The sequence below is a fragment of the Nocardia glycosmidis genome, from assembly GCF_052545115.1.
This window is the reverse complement of sequence record NZ_JBQWRH010000001.1, coordinates 360,373-377,998: the sequence shown is the minus strand read 5'-3', so window position 1 is coordinate 377,998 and position 17,626 is coordinate 360,373. Positions and strand designations below refer to the sequence as shown.

At 66.7% G+C, this 17,626-nt stretch carries 15 protein-coding genes and 1 pseudogene; 2 read left to right on the top strand and 14 right to left on the bottom strand.

The annotated features are described in order from the left end of the window. Positions 1 to 79 precede the first annotated feature (79 nt). From ACT86A_RS01710 to ACT86A_RS01660, 11 genes and pseudogenes are all read right to left on the bottom strand, one after another. Positions 80 to 1,114, bottom strand: a complete 1,035-nt coding sequence (locus tag ACT86A_RS01710) for a CobW family GTP-binding protein (protein WP_445090164.1) — start codon at positions 1,112 to 1,114, stop codon at positions 80 to 82. Between the two features lie 94 nt (positions 1,115 to 1,208). Further along, a complete protein-coding gene (locus ACT86A_RS01705) occupies positions 1,209 to 2,429 on the bottom strand; it encodes an N-acetylmuramoyl-L-alanine amidase (RefSeq protein ID WP_445090318.1) in 1,221 nt (406 codons plus the stop codon). A 195-nt stretch (positions 2,430 to 2,624) separates the two neighbouring features. Continuing rightward, positions 2,625 to 3,197 carry a sigma-70 family RNA polymerase sigma factor gene (locus ACT86A_RS01700; RefSeq protein ID WP_445090163.1) on the bottom strand — a complete coding sequence of 191 codons (573 nt, stop codon included), beginning with the start codon at positions 3,195 to 3,197 and terminating at the stop codon, positions 2,625 to 2,627. A 187-nt stretch (positions 3,198 to 3,384) separates the two neighbouring features. Further along, on the bottom strand, positions 3,385 to 4,257 hold the full coding sequence (locus tag ACT86A_RS01695; protein ID WP_445090162.1) for a cyclopropane mycolic acid synthase family methyltransferase: 873 nt from the start codon (positions 4,255 to 4,257) through the stop codon (positions 3,385 to 3,387). Between the two features lie 249 nt (positions 4,258 to 4,506). Then, positions 4,507 to 5,781 (bottom strand): MFS transporter, encoded by a 1,275-nt coding sequence (locus ACT86A_RS01690; RefSeq protein ID WP_445090317.1) that lies wholly within the window; start codon positions 5,779 to 5,781, stop codon positions 4,507 to 4,509. A 449-nt stretch (positions 5,782 to 6,230) separates the two neighbouring features. After that, positions 6,231 to 6,995, bottom strand: coding sequence for a 3-oxoacyl-ACP reductase (locus ACT86A_RS01685; RefSeq protein ID WP_445090161.1), 765 nt, complete (start codon positions 6,993 to 6,995; stop codon positions 6,231 to 6,233). A 25-nt stretch (positions 6,996 to 7,020) separates the two neighbouring features. Next, a complete protein-coding gene (locus ACT86A_RS01680) occupies positions 7,021 to 8,382 on the bottom strand; it encodes an aldehyde dehydrogenase family protein (RefSeq protein WP_445090160.1) in 1,362 nt (453 codons plus the stop codon). 111 nt (positions 8,383 to 8,493) lie between these two features. Next, complete coding sequence (locus ACT86A_RS01675; RefSeq protein ID WP_445090159.1) at positions 8,494 to 9,858, bottom strand: glutamine synthetase family protein; 1,365 nt, start codon at positions 9,856 to 9,858, stop codon at positions 8,494 to 8,496. 525 nt (positions 9,859 to 10,383) lie between these two features. Continuing rightward, positions 10,384 to 10,710 (bottom strand): annotated as a pseudogene (locus tag ACT86A_RS01670) (transglycosylase family protein); the annotation flags it as partial. A gap of 701 nt (positions 10,711 to 11,411) precedes the next feature. Next, positions 11,412 to 11,978, bottom strand: coding sequence for a type 1 glutamine amidotransferase domain-containing protein (locus tag ACT86A_RS01665; protein ID WP_445090158.1), 567 nt, complete (start codon positions 11,976 to 11,978; stop codon positions 11,412 to 11,414). Positions 11,979 to 12,035: 57 nt separating this feature from the next. After that, entirely contained in the window at positions 12,036 to 12,695 is a 660-nt protein-coding gene (locus ACT86A_RS01660; RefSeq protein WP_445090157.1) for a MerR family transcriptional regulator, read from the bottom strand. A gap of 104 nt (positions 12,696 to 12,799) precedes the next feature. On the opposite strand from ACT86A_RS01660, the gene ACT86A_RS01655 reads away from it, so the two are divergent. Together ACT86A_RS01655 and ACT86A_RS01650 are read left to right on the top strand one after the other, a co-directional pair. Further along, positions 12,800 to 13,765, top strand: coding sequence for a hypothetical protein (locus ACT86A_RS01655; RefSeq protein WP_445090156.1), 966 nt, complete (start codon positions 12,800 to 12,802; stop codon positions 13,763 to 13,765). Then, positions 13,765 to 14,292 carry a DoxX family protein gene (locus ACT86A_RS01650; RefSeq protein WP_445090155.1) on the top strand — a complete coding sequence of 176 codons (528 nt, stop codon included), beginning with the start codon at positions 13,765 to 13,767 and terminating at the stop codon, positions 14,290 to 14,292. Before ACT86A_RS01655 ends, ACT86A_RS01650 begins: the two co-directional genes overlap by 1 nt. 163 nt (positions 14,293 to 14,455) lie before the next feature. On the opposite strand, the gene ACT86A_RS01645 is transcribed toward ACT86A_RS01650, so the two are convergent. The 3 genes from ACT86A_RS01645 to ACT86A_RS27530 all read right to left on the bottom strand — a co-directional run bounded on the left by ACT86A_RS01645 (position 14,456) and on the right by ACT86A_RS27530 (position 17,625). Then, entirely contained in the window at positions 14,456 to 16,174 is a 1,719-nt protein-coding gene (locus tag ACT86A_RS01645) for an IPT/TIG domain-containing protein (RefSeq protein ID WP_445090154.1), read from the bottom strand. A gap of 373 nt (positions 16,175 to 16,547) precedes the next feature. Next, positions 16,548 to 17,495 (bottom strand): ADP-ribosylglycohydrolase family protein, encoded by a 948-nt coding sequence (locus ACT86A_RS01640; RefSeq protein WP_445090153.1) that lies wholly within the window; start codon positions 17,493 to 17,495, stop codon positions 16,548 to 16,550. After that, positions 17,440 to 17,625, bottom strand: a complete 186-nt coding sequence (locus ACT86A_RS27530; RefSeq protein ID WP_508104357.1) for an ADP-ribosylglycohydrolase family protein — start codon at positions 17,623 to 17,625, stop codon at positions 17,440 to 17,442. Before ACT86A_RS27530 ends, ACT86A_RS01640 begins: the two co-directional genes overlap by 56 nt. Position 17,626: the final 1 nt, after the last annotated feature.

Here is a 17,626-nt window from a genome sequence, read left to right as displayed (position 1 = left end):
TCGCGCCCCATCGACTCGCCTCCCTGCGCACCGGAACAGCGCGGTTCGTCATTTGCGCCACTGAGCGAATTTGGTGCGCTCAGTGGGGCGTGTATCGCCACACGCCGAGCATGCTCTGCGGGTCGAGCGGATCGGCGGCGTCGTGCACGGTCTCGTGCAGCCGGGCCAGAACTTGCTCCGTGTGCAGTCCTGCCCCGATGAGCACCAGCCGCGCCCCACGGGATTCACCCCGCGACCAGCTGCCCGGCTCGAACACGATGTGGCGGCCGACCATGTGCACGACGAATTTCCTGCGCTCGTCGGCGACGCCGAACGCGGCGAAGCCCTTGGCCCGGAACAGCCCGGGTGGCGGGTTCTCCAGAAAGCCGATCAACTTCCGTGGGTCCAGCTCTCGTCCACTGGCGAAGCAGACGCTGTTGTAGTCGTCGTGCAGATGGCGGTGCGCACCGAGATCGTCGTGGTCGTGGTCGGCGAGCAGTTCGTCGAAGCTCAGTTGTTCGGCCACCCGAGCCGTCTCCCGCGGTGGTTCGTCGAACAGCAGCCCCGGATCGATCCGGCCGTGCGTTGTCGTGTACACCGGCGCCGGACCGACGAGCGTCGCGACTTCCGCGCGCAGCCGAGCCAGCTGCTGTGCCGCCACCCGGTCGGCCTTGTTCACCACCACCAGGTCGGCCAGCCGCAGGTGCGCGATCAGCTCGGGATGGCGAGCACTGATCGCCGGGAACTGCTCGGCGTCGATCACTTCCACCAGGCCCCCGTAGCGGATGCGCGGGTTATCGCTTCCGATGACCATCCGGATCAGATTCCGCGGTTCCGCCAGGCCGCTGGCTTCCACCACGATCACGTCGATCTCGGCGCGCGGCTGCGCGAGGCGGGTGAACATCGCGTCCAGCTCGGTGACGTCGACTGCGCAGCATACGCAGCCGTTGCCCAGTGCAATCATCGCGTCGACCTGGCCCGCGACCAGCATGGCGTCGATGTTGATCGCGCCGAAGTCGTTGACCACGACGCCGATCCGGGTTCCCCGATTGTTCCGCAGCAGATAGTTGAGCAGCGTGGTCTTTCCGGAACCGAGAAAACCCGCGACGAGCAGAACAGGAATCCGGTCAGCCATTCCGCTCACCCTACTGCGCGGCGTGAACAGCTGAAAAAGCCGGACGCCATCCTCGATGTGGTGAGGATGGCGTCCGGTGGGTTCGGTGTGCGGACTATTTCGCGGGGCCCAGCAGCATTCCCGCCAGTGTGTAGGCCAGGTTGATCAACTCCGTGCTCACGGCGTCGTCGCCCATGCCGAGTGATTTCGCCAGCGGCAACAGCAACTGCATGATCGAACCCGGAGTGACGGTGAATCCGGGTACTTGCTCAGCGTTCGGTGCGTTCGGCGACTGACCGGTCCCCGGCACCTTCGGTGTCGCCGATGTCCCCGGCGCCGGCTGCGATTGCGTTGTGCCCGGGACCGACTGACCTGGCAAGCCCGGGTTGCCCTGGCTCTGCGGGTACCCCGGATTCACCTGGCTCTGCGGCTGCCCCGGACTCACCTGACGCTGCGGCTGCCCGGGGATCGTCGGGTTCTGCGACGTACCCGGAGCCGGCTGTCCCTGCGGAGTTTTCTGCTCCCCGGCTGGGTGGTCGGATGGCGTGCCCGGTTGCGGAATGTTCTGCACCGCCGACTGATCCGACGGCGCACCCGCGTACGGCGTGCCGAGCAGGTAGCCGACCAGTCCGGTCGTCAGAGCGATTGCGTGCTTCAGCTGGCCTTGCGGCGTCTCCAGCAGCCCGGCGTCCTCGGGATTGCCCCCGTTACCCATCTCCAGGAAAACGAGGGGCACCGCGGTCAACGCGGGCCCGGCGACATCCTTGCGGGTCTGCAGGCCGTCCACCACGCCGCCGTAGTTCGCCGAGACGAAGCCCGCCTGCCGGTACGCGTCGCGCACCGCCTGCGACGCGGCGAGACCCGCTCCGGATTGCACCTGATTGACGATCGCGTTCGGAACGGGCAGTTCGGGGACGATCAAGTGGAAGCCGTGATACTCCGCGGGCGCGCTGTCGGCATGAATGCTCACCGCCACGGCGGCCCCGGACTGGGTCGCCGCGTTCGCCCGATCATCGATGCAGCCGCCCCAGCCCGTGTCGTCCTGGCGGCTCAGGACCACGCGGGCGCCGAGTCCCTCCAGCGCGGCCTTGACGATCTGGCCGACGTTCCAGTTGATGGTGTGTTCCGGAACGCCATTGATCGTGGCCATGCCGGTTGTCTGGCAATCCTTCGTACCGCCACGACCATCGCTGACCGGTCTGGCAAGGTTTTCGGAGTGCTCCGACCCCTGATGTCCGGGGTCGAGAAATACGGTTCTGCCTGCGAGTTTGTTCGCCATATCCGGCGCGGCCGGTGCCGCCTGCGCGGTGCAAGGCAGCAATCCGGACAACGTCATCGTTACCGCGGCCGTGACGGCGGTACAGATTCCGGCCTTGATGATGCTTGGCTTCATAGTGCGGTCGGCGCCCCGGGACGGGGCACCCCTCCCTTCCCACTTGTAACACCAAACCCATGATTCACTCTGGCAACGCCTGTCTCAGCAAGGCAAGGCGCGTTATCGAAGTGTTACAGCCTGCGCGGCGCACATCCGTCAGGCGCGCTGCGGAAGTTTGCGCAGAGATCGCAGAGCGTAGTGGACCCGGGTCTTCACCGTGCCGACCGGCACGCCGAATTCGTCGGCAACCTCCTGGTAGGCGCGGTCGCGCAGGATCACTTCGGTCACCGCGGCCCGCTGCGACGCGGGCAGCCGCGCCAGTAGCTGGACCACCAGCACAGTGTCAAGCAGACCGTCGGTGAAGTCGGGGCGCGCGTCGTAGGCGGCGCCGAGTTCGCCGAGCTCCTCCCAGCCGCAATCACCCGGTCGTGCGGCGCGGGCGCGGTGCATGTCGACGACGACGTTGCGCTGAATCGCCAGCAGCCAAGTCCGGACCGCGCCCTTGGCCTCGTCGAACCGGGCGCACGAGCGCCAGGCCCGCAACAGCGTTTCCTGCACCGCGTGTTCGGCCAGGCCGCGGTCACCGAGCGCTTGCACGGCTCGCCAATGCAACAGCGCGCGGTCGGCGGCGAGCACGGCGGCGAGCCCGTCGTCGGTGCACAGACGCGCACATCGCGTACCGCATAACACCGACCGGCCGCGGCCGTCGGCAGGCCGAGCATCCTTCATATAGTGGATATCGCGGGGGCTCGGTCCGATGACAACATCGCGCGCGATTCGGTGCGGACGGTGGTTCGACGCTTTCCGGCCGGCGCTCGAGCCGACGGATGTCGCGTTCGGAACCGAGAACCGCGGCCCGTGCCAGTTGCCGCACACCGGATCGTCGGCGGCACAACCGCGCCGCGTACTGCGACGGCTACCGGCACGCGCCCTCCTTCACCAACGTGAACTGCATGACGTCGATATGCCCGCTACGGAAATTCGCCGCACTGCCGGTGAGATATTTCAGGTAGCGCTCATAGACCGCCTCGGACGCGATCGCGATCGCCTCGGCGCGATGCGCACGCAGCGCCTGCGCCCAGCAGTCGAGAGTCCGCGCGTAATGCAGTCGCAGTTCCTGGATCTTCTCCGTCCCGAATCCGGCGCGACCGGCGCAGCGCGTCACCTCGGCGGGCTGCGGCAGTTGGCCTCCCGGAAAGATCTCCCGCTTGATGAAGATATGGAAGAGCGCGTGTTCCCTGGTCACCGGGATATTCCGGCGCCGAAGTTCGTCGAGGGTGTAACCGACGATGGTGTGCAGGAGCATTCGGCCGCCCGGCGGCAGCATCCGATGACAGCGTTCGAAGAAGGTCGGGTAGCGCTCGCGCCGGAAATGCTCGAAGGCGCCGATGCTGACGATGCGGTCGACGTCGTCGTCGTATTCCTCCCAGCCCTGCAACCGAACCTCTACGTCCGCGAGGCGTTTTCGGTCGATCATGGTCCGGACGTGGTCGTACTGGTTGCGGCTGAGCGTCAGACCGACAACTCGGGCGCCGTACTCGGTGGCGGCGCGCACCATCGTTGCGCCCCACCCGCAGCCGACGTCGAGCAGCCGCATTCCCGGACGCAGATCGAGCTTTCGCAGCGCGAGATCGATCTTTGCGTACTGCGCTTGCTCGAGCGTCATATCGGGACGCTCGAAATAGGCGCAACTGTAGGTCATCGAGGGGTCGAGGAAAAGCGCGTAGAACGCGTCGGAGACGTCGTAGTGCGTCTGCACTTGCCGATAGAACGGCCGGAGTTCGGACATCGCGTTGCTCCTGTTCATCGGGTTCATGTCCTGATACCCGCGGACACGGCGAAGCGTTTCGGCCGAGGAATACCGATATCGAACCGACGCCGAGGTCTCCGTTGCGCAACGTCGCATCAGGGTGCCCACATCGTCCGCCGGTCGACGAGGGTGATCTCGTCCGAATCCCTCGCCCATCGGGCGTTGTCGTTGAAACCGGCGTCGCTGAAGCACAAGAGTCGCGTCCGGCCGGTGTCGTACCGGCCGGACTCAGTACGCGGGTTGGGCGGGCCGGGGTGGAACTGTCGGCTCGCCCGCATCGGGGACCTCGGTGCCGCGCAGGGAGGTTCCTGCGGTTTCCCGGAGGAAGGCCCAGGCGACCAGGCCGATGAGCGAGGCGCCCACCATGTAGAGGGCGGGGAACAGGGACCAGCCGGTTGCCTCGAGCACCGCTTCGTTGATCAGCGGGGCGGTGCCGCCGAAGGCCGCGGTGGAGACGTTGTAGGCCAGGGCGAAGCCCGCGTAGCGGACGTGAGTCGGGAAGATGGCCGGGAAAGTGGAACTGATGGTGGACAGCTGCGGCACGTAGAGCAGCCCCAGCACGATGAACCCCGTGATGGCCCACCCGGCGCCCTGCCCCATCAGCCAGTACATCGGCACCGCGAGCACCGCCAGACCCACCAATGAGAACAGCCACATGGGGCGTCGGCCGACGGCGTCGGACAAACGCCCGAAGAATGGCAGCACCAGCATCATCACGAGCTGCCCGACCAGCATCATCGCGGTGGTCGCCGACTCGCCCATGCCGATCGTGTTCTGCAGGTAGGTGGGCTGGTAGGTGAGCAGCGTGTAATTGACGACGTTGAGCGCGACGACAAGTCCGGCCAGCGTGAGGGTCTCGCGCCGATAAGTGGTCAGCACTTCGCGCAACCCGCCCGGCGGATGCTTGTGCTCGGCAACCTCGCTGAACACCGGGCTCTCGGTCAGCCTGGCCCGCAGGTACCAGCCGGTCAGCCCCAGCGGGATCGCGATCAGGAACGGGATGCGCCAACCCCAGTCGTGCATGGCGTCCGAGCCGAACGCGAGCTGGCAGGCCAGGACCGTCGCGGAGCCGCCGACGAAACCGGCGAGCGTGCCGAACTCCAAGAAGCTGCCCAGGAACCCGCGCCTGCGGTCGGTCGCGCACTCGGCCAGATACGTTGCGGCGCCACCATATTCACCGCCGGTCGAAAATCCTTGCACCACACGCAGGGTGATCAGCAGCAGCGGCGCCAGCACACCCACGGCCGCATGGGTGGGTAGCAGGCCGATGGCGCCGGTCGCGGCGGCCATGAGCAGAATCGTAGTGGCCAGCACGGCTTTTCGACCGATCCGGTCACCGAGCGGACCCCACACCATGCCGCCGAGCGGGCGGAGCACGAAAGAAATCGCGAAGCCGAGCATGGTGCCCAGCGTCCCCAGCTCGCCCGGGAAGAAGGCGTCGGTGAGGTAGGTCGCGGTGGCGGCGTAGACACCGTAGTCGAACCATTCGGTGGCGTTGCCCATAGCCGAAGCCGCCACCGAACGCCGCAGCGGGAAACTCGCCGATGCCTGATCGGTCACCGTGCACGTCCTCTCCAGCCCGTACACGGACCTCGAATCGTTCCCACCTCCGGCTCCTGACTTCCGGAGGTTCGGCACGAAATAGGGCGATACCCGCGTTTCTCATCAGGCAAACAGCGACGCCCCGGCATGACCTCGCCGACGGCGGTCCTGAACTGCCGATACCCAAAGAATGTGATGTCAGTCACAATTGATCCATCGGTGGTGCACAGCAGCAGCGCCGTTTCAGGGCCGACGACACCGTCGACAAGTTCCACATATCGGTCGCAGAATTCCGGGCCGTGCGCCGCGACGGACGGGATCGGGCCGCGAGTGGACGGCAGCGCGCGAGGGCGACCGCCGCGGTAGGGGCGCCCGAGAAGGCCGGTCCGGCGGGGGCTTGGACGCCGGCCCTACAGCGGCGTCACATACGCCCCCGCAATGCCGCCGTCGACCATGAACTGCGAAGCGGTGATGAACGAGGAATCGTCGCTGGCGAGGAACGCGACGGCCGCGGCGATCTCCTCCGGTTCCGCGAACCGCCCGAGTGGCACGTGCACCAGACGGCGGGCGGCGCGCTCGGGGTCCTTGGCGAACAATTCGCGCAGCAGCGGCGTATTCACCGGGCCGGGACACAGCGCGTTGACCCGAATGCCGTCGCGGGCGAACTGGACTCCGAGTTCACGGCTCATGGCCAGCACGCCTCCTTTGGAGGCCGTGTAGGAGATCTGCGAGGTCGCCGCGCCCAGCACCGCGACGAACGATGCGGTGTTGATCACCGATCCTTTCCCCCGCTCGAGCATGTGCCCGATCGCATACTTGCTGCACAGGTAGACCGAGGTCAGATTGACCTCTTGCACGCGGCGCCAGGCGTCGATGCCGGTGGTCAAGATCGAATCGTCCTCCGGCGGCGAGATACCCGCGTTGTTGAACGCGATGTCCAACCCGCCGTAGGTGTCGACCGCGGCCTGAAACAGCGCCTCGACCTGGGCTTCGTCCGTGACATCCACCTCGACGTACCGCCCCCCGACCTGCTCGGCGGCCGCTTCACCGCTCGCGGCGTCGATATCGGCGACGACCACTTTCGCCCCCTCCGCCGCGAAACGACGGACCGTGGCCAGTCCGATACCGCTGCCGCCGCCGGTGACGACGGCGACTCGATCCTGTAAGCGCTGCACCGTATCTCCTGTCGGATGTGCTGGGTCACCGCGTGGCGAGGAAGACGTTCTTGACCTCGGTGAACGCCAGCGCGGCGTCCGGCCCGAGCTCACGCCCCAACCCGGACTGTTTGAAGCCGCCGAAAGGCGTCCAATACCGCACGGACGAATGCGAATTCACCGACAGGTTGCCCGCCGCCACACCGCGCGCCACCCGCAGCGCCCGGCCCACGTCGCGGGTCCAGATCGATCCGGACAGGCCGTAGTCGGTGTCATTCGCGATCCGCAGCGCGTCGGCCTCGTCCTCGAACGGGAGCACCGCGACCACCGGACCGAAGACCTCCTCGGTGAGGACCCGGTCGGTGGGCGCGCCGGGCAGCACCACCGTCGGCGGGTACCAGAATCCGGGGCCACCGGGCGCGTTTCCGGTGAACGCCACCGTGGCCGACGGCGGCACGAACGCGGCGACGCGCTCCCGGTGCGCGGCCGAGATCAGCGGGCCCATCTCGGTGGACTCGTCGGACGGATCACCGACCCGAACGCCACGTACCGCCGGTTCCAGCAACTCGAGGAAACGGTCGAACACGCTGTGCTGCACCAGGATTCGGGACCGGGCGCAGCAGTCCTGCCCGGCGTTGTCGAAGACCCCGTACGGCGCGGTGGCCGCCGCCTGCTCCAGGTCGGCATCGGCGAACACGATGTTCGCGCTCTTGCCGCCGAGTTCCAGCGTCACCCGCTTCACTTGCCGCGCACAGCCGGCCATGATCTGCTTGCCCACCTCGGTCGAGCCGGTGAACACCACCTTGCGGACCGCGGGATGGGTGACGAACCGTTGCCCCACAACCGAGCCCTTGCCGGGCAGCACCTGAAAGACACCCTCGGGCAGCCCCGCTTCCAGCGCGAGTTCCCCGAGCCGCAGAGCGGTCAGCGGCGTGAGCTCGGCGGGCTTCAGCACCACCGTGTTGCCCGCCGCGAGCGCGGGCGCGAACCCCCACGCGGCGATCGGCATCGGGAAGTTCCACGGCACGATCACCCCGACCACACCGAGCGGTTCGTGGAAGGTGACGTTCACCCCGCCCGCGACCGGGATCTGATGGCCCAGCAGTCGTTGCGGCATCCCGGCGGCGTAGTGCAGCACGTCACGGACGTTGCCCGCCTCCCAGCGCGCGTTGCCGATGGTGTGCCCGGCGTTCGACACCTCGAGCCGCGCGAGGTGCTCCAGATCCGCGTCGACCGCTTCGGCGAACCGCCGCAGCAGCCGGGACCGGTCGTCCGGCGCCACCTCGCGCCACGCGTCCGAAGCGCGCTGGGCCGCGGCGACGGCAACATCGGTCTCCGCTGCGCCGACCAGCTCGACGGACGCGACGACTCGCTCCGTCGCCGGGTCGATCACTTGCGCTGTCGTCACTCGCGGCGCTCCCTTCGGTAGGCGCCCGCCGCTTCGACCAGGGCCCGGACCAGCCGGTGGCGGGTTTCCACATAGGTCGGCAAGCCGATCACGGGACGGGCTCCCGTGACTTCAGAGTCGTTCGAAACCACGGATACGCTCCCAGTCGGTGACCGCCGCGTCATAGGCGTCCAGCTCCACCCGGGCCGCGTTGCGGTAGTGCTGTACGACGTCATCACCGAACGCCGCACGCGCCACCGCGCTGTCCCCGAACAGCTGGGCCGCCTCCCGCAGCGTGCGTGGTATGCACGGCCGCTGCGAGCGGTAGGCATTGCCGTGGAATTCCGGCTCCAGCGGGAGCCGCCGATCGATGCCGTGCAGTCCCGCCGCGATCAGCGCGGCCACGGCCAGATACGGGTTCACATCCGCGCCCGGCACACGGTTCTCCAGCCGCAGCGACTGCTGCTGGCCCACCACGCGAATCGCGCAGGTCCGGTTGTCCCGGCCCCACGCGATGGCGGTCGGGGCGAAGCTGCCCGCGACGAATCGCTTATAGGAATTGATATTCGGAGCCAGCAGGTAGGTGAATTCGCGCAGGCAGTCCAGCTGGCCGGCGACGAAATGCCGCATCAGCGCGGACATTCCGTCGGCCCCGTCGCCCGCGAACACCGGCTCACCCGCCTCGCTACGCAAACTCAGATGGATGTGGCACGAATTTCCTTCTCGTTCATTGTATTTCGCCATGAACGTGAGGCTGCGCTCGTCCTGGGCGGCGATCTCCTTCGCACCGGTCTTGTAGATGCTGTGATTGTCACAGGTGACCAGGGCTTCGTCGTACCGGAACGCGATCTCGTGCTGGCCGGGATTGCATTCGCCCTTGGCCGACTCGACGTACATCCCGGCGCCGTCCATCTGTTGACGGATGCGCCGCAGCAGCGGCTCGATCCGCCCGGTACCGAGCAGGGAGTAGTCGACGTTGTACTGGTTGGCGGGTGTCAGCCCGCGATATCCGGCGTGCCAGGCCGCCGCGTAGCTGTCGTCGAACACCAAGAATTCGAGTTCGGTCCCGACGAACGCGCGCAGCCCACGCTCGGCCAGCCGGTCGAGCTGCCGGCGCAGCACCTGGCGCGGCGATGCGGCGACCGGCCGCCCCTGCGGCACCACCTGCTCCACATCGCACAACACCAGCGCCGTGGCGGGCCACCACGGCGCCATCCGCAACGTGCGCGGGTCCGGCCGAAGCACGACGTCGCCGTACCCGGTCTCCCAGGACGAGAGGGCGTAGCCGCCGACCGTCGCCATATCCACGTCGACCGCGAGCAAGTAGCCGCACGCCTCGGTCGCGTGCTCGAGCACCTCGTCCAGAAAATAGCGTGCCGCGCAACGCTTCCCCTGCAATCGGCCTTGCATGTCGGTCATCGCGACCAGCACCGTGTCGATCTCCCCCGCGTCGACCCGGTCGCGCAACTGCGCCGCACTCAGCATCCCGCTACGCATCCACGACCCCTCTCGGCACCAACCGTGCTCACGCTAGAGCAAAGCGGGCACCTTTGTGACGGGACACACAAATGCACTTGTGCCGAGCAGCCGATCGCACCCGAAACATTCGCATAGCGGACGGGCGCATCACGACCCCCACCGCTTGAATTCCGCAGATACGGAAACGAGCTGCCATCCATGTCGAATTCGCGGATCAGCGAAGCGGCCACGCTGCTCGGGGTCAGCGAGGTCCGCGCCACTGGCTCTGCGGTCACGCAGTGGTGTCGACACCGTCATCTCCCGCCCCCGACCGTGCGCGACGGGCCGGAGCGTCGTTGCCGGGCCGCGATCCAACCGGGAGGTTCGGTCTCGATGGCGAATACCGATCCTTGCGCGATATATCCGGATTCGGCTGGCGATAATTCGATTTCGAATTGCGGACGCCGTGCGGATACCGCGATCAAAACTTTCGCTATGAAATAGCTCGGCGCCTACCGCGTTACGCGGTAGGCGCCGGCTGACGCATCAGAGGTACGCGCCTCAGAGGTACGCGCCGCACACGGGCCAGGCGCCCGGGCCCTGGGTGGCGAGCACGTTCTCCGCTACGCGGATCTGCTCAGCCTTGCTCGCGCCGGATGGGCGGCCGCTGCCGCCATTGGCCTCCCAGGTGCTCTGGGTGAACTGCAGGCCACCGGAGAAACCGTTACCGGTCTCGGTGTTCCAGTTGCCACTGCTCTCGCACTGCGCGACAGCATCCCAGTTATGGGCCGACGCGGTGGCGGTGGACAGGCCGAACGGAACGGCGACGAGGGCGCCGAAAGCCGCGGTGAAGCCGAGGACACGAGTGGTGATTTTACGGTGTTGCGACATGTGGATTCCCGCCTGCGCCCACCGACTCGGCGAAGTTCGCCGCGTCCCTGCCCCCAGGTGATCTCGGGGATACTCGAACCACGGGACAGGGTTTCCGGCGTTCAGCGATTCGAGCTCGATCTCGGTGTTTATCCGAGCCGAGAACGACGTTAGCGGAAAATTCGCGACAGATCACGCACAGATAACATCCAATAGTGTTGACCACTGGTTGAGATCGAACGCCATTTCCGCTGGTCGATTGCGGGAAAAGTAGGCCACGGGAACACCCTGTTATGTACCCGTTATGTGTTGGAGATCACTCCGAAATGCTGAAACAGATTGCATTTGCCCTGGTCCGAGAGCTGCGCGTGCAGACCGATCCGCGCTCGTTCGCACACACTCACGGCGAAGCTTGCACCTGCGAGGTTCGATTCGTTATCTACGCTACCGATTCGGGGATAGTCCCGTGACCCTCTGCACCGGAGCCCGCGCCACGTGGGGACGGCTTCCTCGATCGCACCGCTGACCTGCCGCAACGAGCCCAACCCCGCGCATTTTCACACAGATCACGGCCCTGTTACGCAACGCGTTCATTCGCTTCGGCGAGCATCCCCGGGTCGCCGGACACCGAGCGCGCATCAGCGCGGAGGGCTCGCGCCCCAAGATCTCCGCGACGGTGGACAGGACGCGATTCATCGCCCCGCCTGTTCGGCGCCGTCGCCTCAGCGCGAGGCGGGAACAAGTTCCCGCGCGATGGCGGCGACGAAGTCCGGTAGGTCGCCCGGGTTGCGCGAGGTGAGCAATGTCCAGCCGCCCTCGGCGGAGCGGACCGCCGGTTCGTCGACCCACGCACCACCGGCGTTCACCAGGTCGGCGCGCAAGGAGAAGTACGAGGTCAGCGTCTTACCAGGGATCAGCTCGGCATTCACGAGCAGCCAGGGACCGTGGCAGATCGCGGCGATCGGCTTGCCCGCGCCCGCGAACTCCTCGGCCAGCTCGACGGCCCGGTCGGTGACCCGCAGTTTGTCCGCGTTCACCGTGCCACCGGGCACTACGAGCACGTCGAAGTCCTCGACGGAGACCTCGTGCAGCGACGAATCCGGTTGCACGACAGTATCTTTGTCGACATCGTGCCGGAACGTCTGCACTTGTTCGCGCTTCGGCGCGGCGTGGGTGACCCGCGCGCCGCGCTTACCCAGCTCATCGCGCGGCACCAGCAGTTCGTCCCGCTCCACCCCGGTGTTCGAGGTGATGATCAAAACCCTCGTGCCGTCCAGCTGACCGGCCATGAGCAATTCCTTCCCTTCGGAACGTTCCTCCTTCGGGCATGCCGCGCAACGCGGCGGCTAAACCTCGCCAGTTGCGCGTGCTGCGCCGTCACGCGGCGGCAACAACGTGCTGGACAGATGTTCCTGAGCCAAGCGGCGCAGCGCCGACAGCAGGGTGTCGCCGAGGATGGTTCCGACGATCGCGGTTTCGGTCATCCGCTCGAGGCCGGTCTCGCTGCCGACCAAGGCCAGGTCGGTAGCGGCGATGGCTTCGCTGGCGCCGGCGTAGTCGTCCATCGCCGCGACCACATCGGCGTGGCCCAGTTGTAGTAACGCGGCGCAAACGTCGATCAGAGCGCCCCGGGCAGGGCTGTCTTCATGGATACGCCAGGCGCGCCGCTCGAGCAGTGCCGCGACGTCTCGGGCGGCTGTCTCCCGCTGCTCGTCACCGACCGGCGACCGGCGCCCGCCGAGGGCGTACTGCATATGGCCGAGGGCCTCACGCGCGGACAGGCTGCCGCTATCGAGCAGTGTGAGCAATTCCTTGGCCGCCTCGATGGACACTCCACCGATATCGACCAGCGCCCGGATCAACCGGAGGCGGCTGACATGGTCGTCACTGTATTCCGCCTGGTTTCGGTGGGTTCGCACACCCGAAGGCAGCAGCCCCTCGCGTACGTAGTACTTGATCGTCGCGGGAGAAACGCCGCTGACGCGGCTGAGTTCGGCGATCCGCATCGGACTCCTCGGTGTCGGTCTCTTGACAGTGGAAAGTACAGCTATCCATAATGCATGCCGATAGCACAACTATCGATAGTTTAACTCTCACAAAGGCGGAACTCGTGACCTCCCTGCTCGAGCGCTATCCCGCGCTGTCCTGGCATCGCCCGTTGATGCTGCTCGCCGTCGCGATGACGGCGCTCGCCGGCTGGTCGCTGGCAGGCCTGGTGGTCGACGATCGCACCCTCACCGGGCTGCCGATCTGGGCCAAATCCGGCAAATTCGCCGTTTCCGTGGTGATCTACGCCGTGACCTGGGCGTGGTTGATCGCCCAGCTCACCCGCTGGCGACGGATCGCCTGGTGGGCGGGCACGATCGCGGCGCTCGGCCTCGCGCTGGAGTTGGTCATCATCGTCACTCAGATCGTGCGGGGCACGACCAGCCACTTCAATATCTCGACGCCGCTCAACGCGGCGCTGTGGACGACAATGGGCTCGACGATCATGGTGGTCTGGCTCGCCACCCTGGTCGTGTCGGCGGCGCTGTTCGTCAATCCGACGGCCGACCACGCCCGCAACGCGGCGATCCGATGGGGCACGGTGCTGGCGCTCGTAGGCGCCGCGCTGGGGTTGTCGATGACGCGGGAAACACCGCAGCAGCGGGCCTCGGGTGGCTCGATCAGTGGTGCCCACACCGTCGGGCTCTCCGACGGCGGACCAGGGTTGCCACTGCTCGGCTGGAGTACCGCCGGAGGCGATCTGCGGGTTCCGCATTTCATCGGAATGCATGCGTTACAGGTGATTCCCCTGGTTCTGATCGCGCTGGAGCTGGCGGCGCGACGCATTCCGGTGCTGCGATCGATGCAGGCCAGACGAACCCTCGTCGTCATCGCCGCGGCGACCTATGGCGCCGTGCTCGCGGTACTCACCTGGCAAGCGCTGCGCGGGCAATCGGTGGTGCGGCCCGACGCCGTGACACTGCTCGCCTTCGGCGCCATCGCAGTTGCCGCCATCGGCGTCCTGCTCTACCTGCTCATCCGAGCAACGAAAGCGCCGGTGCCCAACCGGTCCGTCCCCATGGAGGCATGATGGAAGCCCTGCTCGTTCTGCTGACCACGCTGCTCGTGTTGCGCGCGGCCGGCGCCCTCGGCGCTCGCCGGTTCGCCGATTGGCCCACCTGTGCGGCGTACGCCCTCGGCGTGATGCTGATCATGACCGGCACCACGCACTTCCTTCCCGAGTCATTCGCGGACACTCCCGTGCCGACACACGCGGACCTCATCCCCATGGTGCCGCCGTTCGTGCCGTTCCCGAGCCTGATGGTCTATCTGACCGGAGTTTTCGAACTGCTCGGCGCGCTGGGCCTTTTCCTCGGCAAAACCCGTCGACCGGCCGGGCTCGCACTCGCCGTGCTGTTCGTCGTGATGCTGCCCGCCAACATCTACATCGCCGTCGCCGACGTGCCGTTCCATGGCGCACCCGCGACACCGCTGTGGGCGCGAATCCCCGAGCAGGTGTTGTACATCGGCATCGCGCTGTGGGCGGCCGGAGCGCCGCGGTTCGTGCGACGAAGCGGCAACCGAACCGTCCACGCAGCCAACCACGGAATTGCCTGACGCCGTCGGCCCTTGCCTGTACCCGGCTGCCAGCGGGGACGCCACACTTCGCCGTGGTCGAATGCGCAGGCGCAGCCGAAGGGACCGGCCCGGGAATCGAGTCGGTCCCTTCGGTGATCGCCGATAACTCCCGCTCAGACCGAAGCCCGCGCGGGCGCTGCCATCAGCTGTAGGTGTAGGAGACCCCCGTGCCGATACCACCCGGGGTGGCGACCGTGACGGGTACCGTACCGAGTCCCACCGGAGTGACCGCGGTGATCTGCGTCGCCGAGTTGACCGTGAACGACGTCGCCGGAAGGATGCCGAAGAACACGGCGGTAGCACCCGCAAGGCCCGTACCGGTCAGCGTGACCGTGGTCCCCCCGGTCACCGAACCAGAAGCCGGAGCGATCGACGTCAATGTGGGAGCGGGCACGTACGTGAACGAAACGCCCGCACTCGTACCCACCGCCGTCGTCACCGTAACCGGCACCGTCCCCGCTCCCGCAGGAGCGATCACGACGATCGACGTATCGGACAACACGATGTAGAACGCCGCCGCGGTGGCACCGAAATGCACAGCGGTAGCACCCGTGAACCCCGTACCGGTCAAGGTCACCACAACACCGCCGGTCACCGGACCCGCGCTGGGGCTGATCGAAACAATTGTGGGAACGCCGACATAAGTGAACGGCAACCCATTGCTCGGACCCGACGCCGTAGTGACGGTCACCTGCACCGTGCCCGTCCCGGGCGGAGCGACTGCGGTGACCTGCGTATCCGACACCACCGTGAACGAAGTCGCCGGCGTAGCACCGAAATTGACCCCGGTGGTGCCGGCCAGACCCACACCGGTGAGAGTCACCACGGTGCCCCCGGCTTGTGATCCCACCAGCGGACTCGCGAAAAACAGGATCGGCGGCAGCACGTACGTGTAGGAGACCCCGTTACTCGTACCACCTGGGGTTGTGACGGTGACGGGCACCGTACCGAGCCCCACCGGAGAGACCGCCGTGATCTGCGTCGCCGAGTTGACCGTGAACGACGTCGCCGGAAGGATGCCGAAGAACACGGCGGTAGCACCCGTGAACCCCGTACCGGTCAGCGTGACCGTGGTCCCCCCGGTCACCGAACCAGAAGCCGGAGCGATCGACGTCAACGTCGGAGCGGGCACATACGTGAACGAAACGCCCGCGCTCGTACCCACCGCCGTCGTCACCGTAACCGGCACCGTCCCCGCTCCCGCAGGAGCGATCGCGACGATCGACGTATCGGACAACACCGCGAAGAACGTGGCCGCGGTGGCACCGAAATGCACAGCGGTAGCACCCGTGAACCCCGTACCGGTCAAGGTCACCACAACACCGCCGGTCACCGGACCCGAACTCGGACTGATCGAAACCACCGTGGGCACCCCCTGATACGTGAACGACAACCCATTACTCGAACCCGACGCGGATGCGACCGTTACCTGCACCGTGCCTGTTCCGGCCGGGGCAACCGCTGTTACCTGGGTATTCGAGACCACCGAAAACGAAGTCGCCGGTGTAGCACCGAAACTCACCCCGGTCACGCCGGACAGACCGGTGCCGGTAAGTGTCACCACAGTCCCGCCCGCGGTCGGGCCTCCAGTGGGACTGAGCGAGGTCAGGGCAGGAACCTGAACATAGGTATAGGGCACCCCGTTACTCGTTCCACCCGCGTTGGAGACGGTGACCTGCACCGTTCCCGAACCCGGCGGAGCGATCGCCGTTATCTGCGTCGAGGAATTCAGCGTGAAAGTGGTCGCGGTCGTGCCGAACCGGACGGTGGTCGGACCGGTGAACCCGGTACCGGTGATAGTTACGCTGTTACCTCCGGACGTCGGTCCCGAGATCGGCGAGAGAGAAGTGATAGTAGGCATGACGCTGCTGCCTCCTTGTTGCTGGTTTCTCTGCACCGGGGGGTGCGCAACCTTTTTGGTGGCCCGGCTCTACACCATTAACGGCTTTGACCAGCAGTCGGGGCAATGCGTGCGCTGCTCCGTTTTCGTCCGTTTTCGGATTTGCTGTGGGCATTGACGATACCGGAGCGGACGAGACGGACGTCCGATTCGCCCACCTAATCCGTTGCGGGACAACATTTTTGATGATCGACTCGACCAGATCGGACTGATCGCATTTGCGATGAAATGCGCTCCCAGCAGGCGCCACAGGTATGCCTGAACCCCGTTCCCCAGTGCATCTTTCGATGCGTGGGCGAACGGCTGCCGGCACGGTGGGCGGGCGCCGCCTGGTTCAAAGACCCTCGTCGAACGGGTATCGCGCACCGAGCGCGGACCGGTCGCCGAGGCCGAAGTTCATTACGAGGTCGTCGGCGACTTGGACCAGCACATCACGGCCCTCGACCACACTTGCCCACTCCATCGGCAGCGCGTAGACGCCATGGACCGCGCCGATCAGGTTGCCGGCAACCGCACCGGTGGAGTCGGAGTCACCGGAGTGATTGACCGACAGCAGCAACGCCCCGCGCACATCGCCGGTCCTCGCGGCGTAGAGGGCGCAGTACACCGCGATGGCCAGGCACTCCTCGGCGATCCATCCCGCGCCGACCTGCTCGACCTGTTCCGGGGCAGCCGGCTGCTCGGACAGCTCGACGGCTCGGCTCAGTGCGGCCACGGTTTCCGCACTCGCGGGAAAGGCGGCGAGCTGAGCGACCGTCTCCTGCACCGCGATCGGCAGCTCGTCCCCGCTCACCACGCGATCGATCAACGCAGCGAGCGCACCGGCGGCGAGATATCCGGTCGGATGCCCGTGGGTCAGCTGCGCGGCCCGTGCGGCCGCCGTGAACGCATGATCAGGTCCCACCCCGGCAAGTCCGAACGGTGCGGACCGCATCACCGTGCCGCATCCCTTCGAGTGCGGATTCACCGGGCCGGCAGCCCCGATAACATCCGGTGCCAGATATCCGTACGCCTGCCGGCCGAGCCCCGACATGCATGTGTCGCCCGGCGCGCGCACCGCGTACAGAAATGGCAGGCTCGCCAGCCAGCCATCCGCCTGTGCCGCGGGCTCCTCTTGAAGCTGGGTCTGCAACCAACGCAAATACGCTCGGCGCAGCGCCGGCACCGGGTCTGCGCCCGGTACCGACCGCAACAGCCCCTCCGCGGTGAACAACGTCATCTGGGTGTCATCGGTAATCTGCTGCGGCGCATCCTCGGCATGCTGCGGGAGAAAACCTGTCACTCCCTGCGCGCCATACCGTTCGCGAATCTTGTTCCAGCCGCAGGAATTCGATCGGCCACCCGAGCGCGTCACCGATCGCCCCACCCAGTAGAGAACCCCTGACCCGATCGAAAACCGCCGTGTAATCCACC